This window comes from Alkalicoccobacillus murimartini (assembly GCF_030813245.1).
GTDB classification, from domain to species: Bacteria; Bacillota; Bacilli; order Bacillales; family Bacillaceae_D; genus Alkalicoccobacillus; species Alkalicoccobacillus murimartini.
This window is the reverse complement of the sequence record NZ_JAUSUA010000002.1, coordinates 496,488-507,938: the sequence shown is the minus strand read 5'-3', so window position 1 is coordinate 507,938 and position 11,451 is coordinate 496,488. Positions and strand designations below refer to the sequence as shown.

Genomic DNA, 11,451 nt, shown 5'->3' with positions numbered 1-11,451 from the left:
AAAGTTTTGAATAAAGGTGGTGAGAGATTGGCTTCTTTACGTGATATAAAAAACCGGATCACTTCTACGAAAAAGACAAAGCAGATTACGCGTGCCATGCAAATGGTTGCGGCATCTAAGCTTAACCGCGCACAGGAAAAAGCCCAGGCTTTTAATCCGTACGCTGCAAAAATCAAAGAAGTGGTATCAAGTATGGCTGCAAGCGGAACCGATGCTACGCACCCATTGCTTGAAGAACGTCCGGTGAAAAAAACAGGATATATTGTGATTACATCTGATACCGGCCTTGCTGGTGGATATAATAGTACGCTAATTCGTAGGTTAACAAACACACTGAATGAGCGACATAACTCATCGGATGAGTATGCGTTAATCGTGATCGGGAGAATTGGTCGTGACTTGTTAAGAGGACGAGGCCTTCCAATTATTCAGGAAATGATTCAAGTACAAGACCAGCCTGAATTTAGTGACATTAAGAAATTGGCTAGTACCACTGTCGAGATGTTTGCTGATCAGGTATTTGATGAGTTATACATCTGGCATAACCACTTTGTGAATCCACTTTCTCAGGTTCCGACAGAGAATAAAGTGTTGCCTTTAGCTGGCCTTGAAGATGAGGCTGCTAGTTCAAATGCAAGTTATATCTATGAACCAAATGAGCAAGCCATCCTTGACCAATTGCTACCTCAATATGCAGAGAGCCTAATCTTCGGTGCCCTGCTTGATGGGAAAGCCAGTGAATTTGGTGCAAGAATGACAGCCATGAGTTCTGCGACAGATAATGCAAACTCTATGATTGATGATCTAACACTTTCCTATAACCGTGCACGTCAGGCGGCTATTACGCAGGAAATCACAGAAATCGTCGGTGGAGCAGCCGCTCTCGAGTAGACATACAGCCGATCTAAATAGGAGGGAAAAAGATGAGCACAGGGCGTATTATTCAAATTACAGGACCCGTTGTTGACGTTCAGTTTGTCGATGGCGATCTTCCTCTAATAAACAATGCCTTAACCGTAAATCAGCAAGGTGGCGAAACAAAAGCTGTTGACGTAACTGTCACACTTGAAGTTGCCCTTCACCTTGGTAACAATACTGTTCGTACCATTGCAATGAGCTCAACTGATGGACTTGTTCGTGGAACAGCCGCAGTAGATACAGGATCTCCAATCTCTGTACCTGTAGGTGAGGAAACACTAGGACGTGTATTTAACGTTTTAGGTGACGAAATTGACTTGAAGTTTAAAGATCCAGTAGATAGTGGTGTACGCCGTGACCCAATTCACCGTGACGCACCTGATTTCGATCAACTAACGACAGCAACTGAGATCCTTGAAACAGGAATCAAAGTTGTTGACTTGCTTGCTCCGTATACAAAGGGTGGTAAGGTTGGACTATTTGGTGGAGCGGGTGTAGGTAAAACCGTTCTTATTCAAGAATTAATCAATAACGTTGCACAAGAACATGGTGGAATCTCAGTATTTGCCGGTGTTGGAGAGCGTACACGTGAAGGAAACGACTTGTACCATGAGATGACTGAAGCTGGCGTTATTAAGAAAACGGCCATGGTATTTGGTCAAATGAACGAGCCACCTGGTGCGCGTATGCGTGTTGCACTAAGCGGTTTGACAATGGCTGAGTATTTCCGTGATGAGCAAGGAGCCGACGTGCTACTTTTCATCGATAACATTTTCCGCTTCACACAAGCTGGTTCAGAGGTATCTGCACTACTTGGACGTTTACCATCTGCCGTTGGGTACCAGCCAACACTTGCAACAGAGATGGGTCAACTTCAAGAGCGTATTACTTCAACCAAAAAAGGTTCTGTTACATCGATCCAAGCGATCTTTGTACCTGCCGATGACTATACGGATCCAGCACCAGCTACAGCGTTTGCTCACTTGGATGCAACAACAAACCTTGAGCGTAAACTAACTGAAATGGGTATCTACCCAGCGGTTGATCCATTAGCGTCAACTTCACGTGCACTTTCACCAGAAGTTGTTGGTGATGAGCATTATTCTGTAGCTCGTCGTGTACAGCAAACTCTACAGAAGTATCGTGAGCTTCAAGATATCATCGCGATTCTTGGTATGGAGGAATTATCTGAGGATGATAAGCTTGTTGTACAACGAGCTCGTCGTATCCAGTTCTTCCTAAGCCAGAACTTCCACGTAGCTGAACAGTTTACTGGACAAAAAGGCTCATATGTTCCACTTAAAGAAACAATCAAAGGATTCAGCGAAATCCTTGAAGGAAAATACGATACGTTGCCAGAGGACGCATTCCGTCTAGTTGGCCGCATTGAAGAAGTGGTTGAAAAAGCAGAGCAAATGGTCTAAAACCAAGCTCTGCTGAAAAGGAGGGGATTTTATGCCAACTGTTCATGCCAGCGTCGTAACACCAGACGGCACTGTTTACGAAGGTGACGTCGACATGGTCGTTGTTCGCACTGTTGAAGGTGAGCTTGGTATTTTACCAAACCATATCCCGCTCGTTTCGCCACTTGCCATCGGCGCAGCCCGAATGAAAAAAGGCTCTTCCGAAGACATCATCGCGGTCAGCGGCGGATTCGTAGAAGTACGACCGGATAAGGTTACCATTTTAGCAGAAGCATCAGAACAACCGTCTGACATCGACGTCGACCGCGCTCAACAAGCAAAAGAACGCGCCGAAAAACGAGTCAACGCCAAAAGCCAAGACGGCATCAACACCGTCCGCGCCAAAGCCGCCCTCGAACGCGCACTCAACCGCTTGAAAGTCGCGGGTAAATAATAAAAAAACTGCTCTCCACTTGGTGGAGGGCAGTTTTTTTGTTTGGGGTGGGGATGATGTAGAGCGGAGAATCGATGTGATGGGAGGGGAAGTGAAACGATAGAGCGCAGAAGTGAAATGATGGAAGAGCAAGTGAAACGATAGAGCGCAGAATCGAAACGATGGGAGGGGAGTGAAACGATAGAGTGTTGAATCGAAACGATGGGAGGGGGAGTGAAACGATAGAGTGTTGAATCGAAACGATGGGAGAGCAAGTGAAACGATAGAGCGTGAAATCGAAACGATGGGAGGGGAAGTGAAACGATAGAGCGCAGAATCGAAACGATGGGAGAGCAAGTGAAACGATAGAGCGCAGAATCGAAACGATGGAGGAGCAAGTGAAACGATAGCCTGCAATATCGAAATGGTATTCGACCAATTGGTGCACTTACTAAGGACCTTAAAATACAAACATCTCTTACACACTCAACTTACTTTAATCGTAGCGGATATGTTAGGTGGTAGTAACAGTGCCGGTTTTTGTGCGTGCGCCTTACGTCCAATTTGCTCAATATATTGTAGGCTGCCATTTTTGATTCAATCCCCAAAAACTCCCTCAACTCCGCACTGCTAATCGTCTGCTTAATCAACAAATAATAATCCTCCAATGCTCTCACATGCGCCGTTTTAGATTTCACGGGACACGTTTGACAGTGCCAGTGTCCGCTCCTGGCTCGACGGATCATGTTTGGGGCACTGCAACTTGGGCAATAGACACCTTTTTGCAGTTGAGATGGTTTAAGATGGTAGGTTTTTAGGATAGGAGATAAAAGGGGAGAGTGGTTGGCATTTAGTAGCCCAACGATTTTAAGAAGGTTGGTCTTATCTAAATAGGATCTGGCTTTTCCGTAATTCGTTTTCAGCTTTTCTAATCGAGGAACCACTCCTTCTGCATAGACAACTTTCGACAGCGTGTGTTTGCCTGCTTCTGTTGAATGAATGGCTGTTGAGGGGTGTGCGAAGACAAGTAGCTGTTCGATTGGCATGAGAGGGAAGTTATGATGAAGTAGCCAGTCTGATAATTGAGTTTGTTGGCGGCGAACTTGATTTAAAGGGTTTTGCATTATCAACTCCTCGCCGTTCCACCTGCGCACCATTTGCTTTAAGTCATCGTTAAACTCAAATCGACCAACCATATTTTTAACCTCTAAAATAACGAAGAATCGAGAGGTTACGACGAGTGTATCGATCTGAAAATAATGCCTTCTCTTATTATTAATCCTCAGGTCATGTAACAATATGAACTCATCATCCTCTAGAAATGTCAGATGATAATCTAGATTCTGCTCTCCTCGATACCCTGCTTCATACAACAATAAATCTTCTTTCATTTTCCTCGGAAATCCATTCATCCTTCTTTCTAAAGCGAGTAATTGTTGCATCTTCATAGGCATATCTCGTTCTTTTACGGTCATAATAAAAATCACCTCCTTACTATGATTTCTCTTTCCATATTAATAAGGCAATATCCTTTTTTTGCTAAGTAGAAAGTATTCACAATATTCCACGCCTTAATTTGTGCTAAGATTATTCTTTACTACATGAATCAAATGGAGGAAATAAATGAGTCGTAAGGATTTGAGTAAGATAAAAGAGATACTCAACTGGCCAGTTTTTCTAATCAGTGGGGGAATTTTGGTTTTGTTTGTCTTGTTATCTGTGTTTAATGTGGAGTGGACCTCTACATATGTTGATCTAGGTTTTGATTATGCCATTCGCTATTTTGGTCCGTATTGGCAGATTCTTTTAATTGCCACATTTATTGTGGGTGCTTACATTGCCTTTTCAAGAAGCGGGAATGTTGTGCTTGGAAAACTGGAAAAGCCAGAAATGAGCTTTTTTAAATATTTAGCTATTATAGTTACAACAGGCCTCGGAGCGGGTGGCGTATTTTGGGCTGCTGCTGAGCCTATGTATTATTTTATCGAAACGCCTCCAGTTTTCTCAGGTATTGAAAGTGGAACTGAAGCAGCTGTAAGCCCGGCGCTCGCGCAAAGTTTTCTTTCTTGGGGATTCACGGCGTGGTCTGTTTACGGCGCCATTAGTGTCATTGTGATTATGTACGCTCACAATCATAAGGGCATGCCACTAAAACCACGTACGCTTCTTTATCCGATTTTCGGAAGCAAAATTAAGAACAGTGCCTGGGGAACAGCGGCAGATGTGGTTTGTATCATTGGTGCGGCCGCTGGAACCATTGGACCTATTGGATTTTTAGGTCTCCAAGTAAGCTATGGAGTCAATGTACTTTTTGGCTGGCCAAACACCTTTATGACTCAAGTGCTCATCATTGTTGCCTTAACCTCAGTCGTTCTAATTTCAACGCTTACTGGGATTGATAAAGGAATTCAATGGTTAAGTCGATTAAATGTGAATGTAGCTTTGATTATTGCGGTCTTCTTATTAATATTTGGCCCTGGTCTCTTTCTTGTAGACTCATTCATCTCATCCACTGGCGTATATCTAAATGACTTTATCCGCATGAGCACATTTAGAGGAGATAATGAATGGCTCGGTGCTTGGACATTGTTTTTCTTTGGTTGGTTTATTGGTTTTGGTCCACTCGTTGCCTTACTTGTGGCACGCGTATCAAGAGGGCGGACCATCCGTGAAATCTTCCTTGTTGTGGCGATCATGACGCCTGTTATTACAAGTCTTTGGTTCACTGTACTTGGGGGAAGTGGTATCCATTATGAGCTGAATCAGCCAGGATCCATAAGTGGACCCTTACTTGATAATGGCTTACCTGCAGCGATTATAGCGATTGCTGCTCAAATGCCACTTGGAACGATTATGCCTTTTGTCTTCTTACTGTTGACGATCTTATTCGTTGTTACAACCGTCGATTCAATGTCTTATTCGTTATCTATGAGTGTTACGGGTGTCGGAAATCCACCTAAGCTCGTTCGCGTATTCTGGGCTGTCATTATGGCCGTTATCGCTGTTTTATTAATTAATATCGGTGGTGGAGGAATTGGTGCCTTACAATCCTTTGTGGTTGTAGCAGCTGTGCCTGTTTCCATTTTAATGTTGCCGCTACTATGGTATGCACCTAAAGTAGCCAAAATCCTAGCACGTGAACAAGGATTCTTAAAATAACGTATACGAAAAAAGCTTACAACTAAATGGTTGTAAGCTTTTTTCCATTTATTTTGAAAATGACGGTTATCATCTTTTTAAAAAGGGTAACAAATAAACAGAGCACTTAGACCCAATCTTACTGAAAGAGTCAAAGTGTGTCTTAATTTGTCAACTTTTAAGTGATTTTTTTAAATGGAAAGCAGATTAACTATAGCAATTTTATCAAGTTTCCGTTATAGTTGAGTGTGGATTGTTTCATCATACAATCTATTATGATCAAATTGTATTTTAATTTACGGCAAATAATCTTACAGTGGTTCTCACGTAAGAAAAGGAGTTTTTATTGGTGACTGATGGTTTTGGGCAGGACGCACTGATTCAGATTATGGTGAATCTCTTCTTCCTGGGGTTATCCTGGTGGGCATTGCAGAGTTTTCGGTTTGATTTGTTTGTTAGAGAACCTAAGGGTCCTCAGGCGATTATGCTCAGACTGCTTACAGCTATTGCTATTACATACCTTGTTAGCCGCTTTTTTCTCGATTACCTTCAAGCGTCTCGATTGCTCCAATATTTGTGGTAGGAAGCTGTCGAATTGTGACTCTAAATTCCATGTATGCTTAGCGTCCTAGCGGTCAAACTGTTACTAAGAACAGTTTGCTAAAGGAGCGGTTATCATGGGGTGGGTGAAATGGATATTGAGCTTACTTATTATGTCTTTTGTCATTGTATTTTATGTAAAACCAGACAATACGCAAGCTGAATTAATCATTCAACCGATTGAAACGATCCTTGAACTAGTGAAATCCGATGAGTTAGCTCTAAAAGAATGGCAGTTGCTTGCAAGAGACGTACAAGGGACAGTGGATTCACAACAATTGTTCCAAGAACATGTACATAAGCTTCGTGACCAGCTTGAGGGCTGGGATCAAACGTATTTGGATACTAGTGCAACTGAATGGACAGCTGAATTTCATTTGACATCTGCAGGTGGAGTGAAGGAATCGCTGCGTCTTATGGCGTATCCTGAAAACAGCTCACATACTCTCACATACTCGTACAAAATGTCTGGCACAAGTGCCGAAGACTGGCTTCGATATGACCTTGCAGATCAACTAAAAAGTCGTTTGCTGCTATTTACTATGGACACGGCATCGCTTTACACACAAGTGCAAAGCATACAAGATGCACCAATAACCAAAAGTGGTTCACTTTTGGATCAAGCCTATACCTACATGGACGTTTTGAATGCCACAGAGGTAGAAGCACTCACAGAAGAAACGTTTGTCTCGGTATCCGCATATACTAATGTGTGGAAGGACCAGCTGAATACCGGCGGCAAACCGATGAATGTCCAGATAGCTTTAAGAAGCGATTCAGCTTTGGGCGATGGGACAACTGTGACAATAGGAACGCCTATTATTACGACTGAATATTGATGATATAGAAGAGACAAAAACTTGACGCGGAGGGGAATATGTTGGAAAAAATTATCGTCCGAGGTGGCAATAAGCTGCACGGATCCGTCAAGGTAGAAGGCGCAAAGAACGCTGTATTACCTGTGATCGCTGCATCTATTTTAGCTGAAGAAGGCACAAGTGTGATTCATGAGGTACCTTCACTTGCTGATGTATATACAATGAAAGAAGTATTAAAGAATTTAAATGCCGAAGTTACCTACGAGGACGGAGAATTTATTGTAGACGCAACAAAGGCTTTAAAAACAGAAGCTCCGTTTGAATATGTACGTAAAATGAGAGCCTCTTTCCTTGTAATGGGTCCACTTTTAGCTAGAATTGGTAAAGCGCGTATCGCTCTTCCTGGTGGGTGCGCAATTGGATCTCGTCCAATTGATCAGCATCTTAAAGGCTTTGAAGCAATGGGAGCAACCGTTGAAATTGGAAATGGTTTCATTGAAGCAAGCATTGATGGTCGTCTACAAGGAGCCAAGATTTATCTTGATTTCCCAAGTGTAGGAGCAACTGAAAACATTATGATGGCCGCTGTATTAGCTGAAGGCACAACCATCCTCGAAAATGTAGCAGAAGAGCCTGAAATTGTTTGTCTTGCGAACTATTTGAATGCAATGGGTGCTAAAGTACGCGGAGCTGGAACTGGTGTCATTCGTATTGAAGGTGTCGAGAAAATTACGGCAGCAGAACATACAGTGATCCCTGACCGCATCGAAGCAGGAACATTTATGGTTGCAGCTGCAATCACTAAAGGTGATGTGGTTGTAGAAGGTGCTGTAGCTGAACATCTTCGTCCTCTTATTGCCAAAATGGAAGAGATGGGTGTAGATATTACTGAAGTTCCTAATGGCCTTAGAGTGGTTGGTCCAGAAAAGCTTAAAGCAGTAGACTTAAAAACAATGCCGCATCCTGGGTTCCCAACGGATATGCAAGCTCAGATGATGGCTTTACTTCTTCAAGCTGAAGGCACAAGTGTTATTACAGAAACAGTATTTGAAAATCGCTTCATGCACGTAGAAGAATTTCGTCGCATGAACAGTAATATTAAGATTGAAGGTCGCTCTGCGATCATTTCTGGTCCAAATAATCTGCAAGGTGCTGAAGTAGCATCAACTGATCTACGTGCTGGTGCAGCGCTTGTTATTGCTGGTTTGGTCTCAGAAGGAGTTACTCGAGTAACGGAATTAAAGCACATTGATCGTGGCTACGTAAATCTTGCCGGCAAATTGGCCGCGCTTGGTGGCGATGTAGAACGTGTTGAACAAGTGCAGGAAATTGTCGAGGATGAAGCAGCAGCTCTTGAAACAGCCGCTTCACTTAGTCTAAATACGTCTACAAATTAGGTTATTGCCTAGGAAATGATATAAGACGACAGCATATTTCTAGGAAGAGTCATTCAGTTTGTTGAATGGCTCTTTTCTTATATGTTCTACTTGTCTTTTCACCCGCATACGTTTAAGAGTAGTGTTAGTATGTTTGCGGTGGAGGGCTGCTATGAAACGATTTATTTGGATGTTTGTCCTACTTTTTGTAGCTGTATTGATTATTCCATCTGCTATGGTCGCATTCTTCTCAGAAGGTGAAACATCAATCAGCGCAATGACTAAACAGGATCAAGACCCAGGGGAGGACGTTGTGAACAAGGAGTCGAAGGAATCATCTCCCTCATTTGAAGTGAGTGTATTTAGAAGCAAAAAGAACAGCCTTGAGCAAGTGCCTCTTGAAGACTATGTAACAGGTGTTGTATCAGCTGAGATGTTACCATCATTTGAAATGGAGGCATTAAAGGCACAAGCTTTAGCTGCCCGTACATTTATTTTAAAACTGATTTTGAACGAAGCAGATACGAAACTTCCCGAGGGAGCTATTGTAACAGACACGATTACACATCAGGTTTATCAAGATGAAGAAGAGCTCCGTCAGAAATGGGGACAAGATTATGAGAGTAACTTTAATCGTGTCAAAGAAGCGGTAGCCGCCACGGCAGGTGAAATTATAACCTATGATAATGAGCCCATTTCAGCGCAATTCTTCTCCACAAGTAACGGCTTTACGGAAAACTCGGAGGATTATTATGAGAACAGTTTCCCATACCTTCGTAGTGTAGAGAGTCCTTGGGATCAGAATTCCCCTCGTTTTTCAGGTGAGAAAGAATTTAGCGATGCTGAAATCGAGCAAAGCCTTGGGGTGACTTTACCAAGTAATGGCACGATTCCTCCGACATCTGAACGAACTGATGGCGGGCGTGTAGCTTCCGTAACGATTGGTGATAAGACCATTACAGGGCGTGAAGTGCGAACACTACTTAAGTTAGACTCGTCTGACTTCGACTGGCAGCGCAGTAATGGTACCGTGACAATTAAAACCAAAGGCTGGGGTCATGGAGTAGGGATGAGTCAATATGGAGCAGATGGTATGGCGAAGGATGGTATAACCTACGACAAAATCATTCAGCACTATTATCAAGGCATTGAAATCGCGGGAATCGATCACTTTGCAGAAAAAGTCACAGCCAAATTAAAGTAATCCACAGGTTAAGCTTGGATGTTCATTCAATATGGACATTCAAGCTCCTTTTTTTGTGGATAAACAAGCCGAATTGGGGAGAAGTCTGTGGATCTGTGAATAAGTCTGTTGATTACTAGATAACGATTAGGACCTGCTGTGAAAAAGAATTTCAAAAAAATATTTTCAACTCATGTATACATTTCTAGTAATCTGTTCAGAATGGTTGCTGAGGTGATGAGAAATGAAAGAAGACAATAATCGTTCTTCTAAAAATGAAAGCAAGTGGTCAAATGCACAACGTCTATTACGCAAACGCTGGGTATTACCAGCAGTCTATTTAGCAGCAGCAGCAGGCATTCTTAGCTCCGTATTCTATTTCCAAGGTCAAAATTTAGGTACTCCTTTAGACCAGGAGAGCCAAGAACAGCCATCAGATGAGTTCCAAGTGGGATATGACCCACGAGATGAAGAGGCCATACCGGTTCAATCATCTACTGAAGTAATCGTAAGACCAACACTTGAAGATGCACAAGCAGAAATCATCGGACACTTTTACGATGAATCAGCATCAGCAGAAGAACAGCAAGCCTCTCTTGTTTACTACAGTAATACGTATCGTATGAACAAAGGCGTAGACTTTGGCGCCCAAACAGAAGAAGGTTTTGACGTAGTAGCAGCACTAAGTGGAAAAGTAACAAAAGCACAACAAGATTCAACAATCGGTAACGTTGTAGAAATTACACACGATGATGGAGTCAAAACGCACTACAGTAGCCTAGCTTCACTTGAAGTAGAAGAAGGCGATACTATCAATCAAGGCGACAAACTAGGAGAAGCAGGACGCAATCTTTATAACGAAACAGCTGGCGTCCACGTCCACTTCGAAATTCGTGACAACGAAGGCGAAGCCCTGAACCCAGAAGATTTCTTTGGACAGTCCCTTGAACAAGCTGTAAAAGAAACAGAAGAAACAGAAAAAGAAGTACCAGAACAAGACGCACCAGAACAAGATGCGGATAAAGAAAAAGAAGCAGATGATGATGAAGACAAAGATACTGATAAAGACAACACAGACGCACCAACAGAAGAAGAACAATCAGGCCTAGTCCCAAGCGAATCATCTAACACGTAACCCAAAAACACCACCGCTAGAATCTCTTGAGATTCTAGCTTTTTTTGTTATTAATGATAAAAATATACATTGAGTGAGGGTTGATGGTGATGGTGAGGGCTGGTGAGAGAGGAGACCAAGAGGGATGAGAGGTGTATCAAGCTAGGTAGAGATTTATCAAGGTGAAGAGGTCTACTCCAAGAGGGCTGAGAAACCATCAAGAGAGATGGAAAAAGACCAAGAGCAGATCTCTAATTACTAAAAAAGGTAAAGATGTGAGCGAAATCAAGAAGAAAAAGGATAAAACCAAGCTCGATGAGGATATAGCAAGATGAAGATGTCGACTCCAAGAGGGATGACAGAAGTATCAAGCTAGATGGAGATTTATCAAGGAGAAGAGGTCTACTCCAAGAGGGATGAGTAAACCATCAAGAGAGATGGAAAAAGACCAAGAGTAGAAGACCATTA

At 42.6% G+C, this 11,451-nt stretch carries 10 protein-coding genes; 9 read left to right on the top strand and 1 reads right to left on the bottom strand.

Features of this window, described 5'->3' with window-relative positions; genetic code table 11:
- Window positions 1–27: 27 nt before the first annotated feature.
- From atpG to J2S05_RS09010, 3 genes are read left to right on the top strand one after another with little or no spacing between them, the layout of a single operon-like run.
- Window positions 28–891 (top strand): ATP synthase F1 subunit gamma, encoded by an 864-nt coding sequence (atpG, locus tag J2S05_RS09020; RefSeq protein WP_306981989.1) that lies wholly within the window; start codon window positions 28–30, stop codon window positions 889–891.
- Window positions 892–923: 32 nt separating this feature from the next.
- Window positions 924–2,342, top strand: a complete 1,419-nt coding sequence (gene atpD / locus J2S05_RS09015) for a F0F1 ATP synthase subunit beta (RefSeq protein ID WP_306981986.1) — start codon at window positions 924–926, stop codon at window positions 2,340–2,342.
- 31 nt (window positions 2,343–2,373) lie between these two features.
- Window positions 2,374–2,775: a F0F1 ATP synthase subunit epsilon gene (locus tag J2S05_RS09010; RefSeq protein WP_306981984.1), complete on the top strand. Its 402-nt coding sequence runs from the start codon at window positions 2,374–2,376 to the stop codon at window positions 2,773–2,775.
- Window positions 2,776–3,245: 470 nt separating this feature from the next.
- Here the strand turns inward: J2S05_RS09010 and J2S05_RS09005 are convergent, their stop codons facing one another.
- Window positions 3,246–4,229, bottom strand: coding sequence for a nuclease-related domain-containing protein (locus J2S05_RS09005; protein ID WP_306981983.1), 984 nt, complete (start codon window positions 4,227–4,229; stop codon window positions 3,246–3,248).
- 148 nt (window positions 4,230–4,377) lie between these two features.
- Here J2S05_RS09005 and J2S05_RS09000 point away from each other — a divergent pair, with 148 nt between their 5' ends.
- The 6 genes from J2S05_RS09000 to J2S05_RS08975 all read left to right on the top strand — a co-directional run bounded on the left by J2S05_RS09000 (window position 4,378) and on the right by J2S05_RS08975 (window position 11,004).
- Window positions 4,378–5,913 carry a BCCT family transporter gene (locus J2S05_RS09000; protein ID WP_306981981.1) on the top strand — a complete coding sequence of 512 codons (1,536 nt, stop codon included), beginning with the start codon at window positions 4,378–4,380 and terminating at the stop codon, window positions 5,911–5,913.
- Between the two features lie 328 nt (window positions 5,914–6,241).
- Window positions 6,242–6,475 (top strand): DUF1146 family protein, encoded by a 234-nt coding sequence (locus J2S05_RS08995; protein WP_306981980.1) that lies wholly within the window; start codon window positions 6,242–6,244, stop codon window positions 6,473–6,475.
- A 94-nt stretch (window positions 6,476–6,569) separates the two neighbouring features.
- The gene (locus J2S05_RS08990) at window positions 6,570–7,331 is read left to right on the top strand and encodes a YwmB family TATA-box binding protein (RefSeq protein ID WP_306981979.1); all 762 of its coding nucleotides are present in this window, start codon (window positions 6,570–6,572) and stop codon (window positions 7,329–7,331) included.
- Window positions 7,332–7,372: 41 nt separating this feature from the next.
- A complete protein-coding gene (murA, locus tag J2S05_RS08985) occupies window positions 7,373–8,707 on the top strand; it encodes a UDP-N-acetylglucosamine 1-carboxyvinyltransferase (protein ID WP_306982663.1) in 1,335 nt (444 codons plus the stop codon).
- 151 nt (window positions 8,708–8,858) lie between these two features.
- Window positions 8,859–9,890, top strand: coding sequence for a stage II sporulation protein D (gene spoIID, locus J2S05_RS08980; RefSeq protein ID WP_306981977.1), 1,032 nt, complete (start codon window positions 8,859–8,861; stop codon window positions 9,888–9,890).
- Between the two features lie 223 nt (window positions 9,891–10,113).
- Window positions 10,114–11,004, top strand: a complete 891-nt coding sequence (locus J2S05_RS08975; protein ID WP_306981976.1) for a M23 family metallopeptidase — start codon at window positions 10,114–10,116, stop codon at window positions 11,002–11,004.
- Window positions 11,005–11,451: the final 447 nt, after the last annotated feature.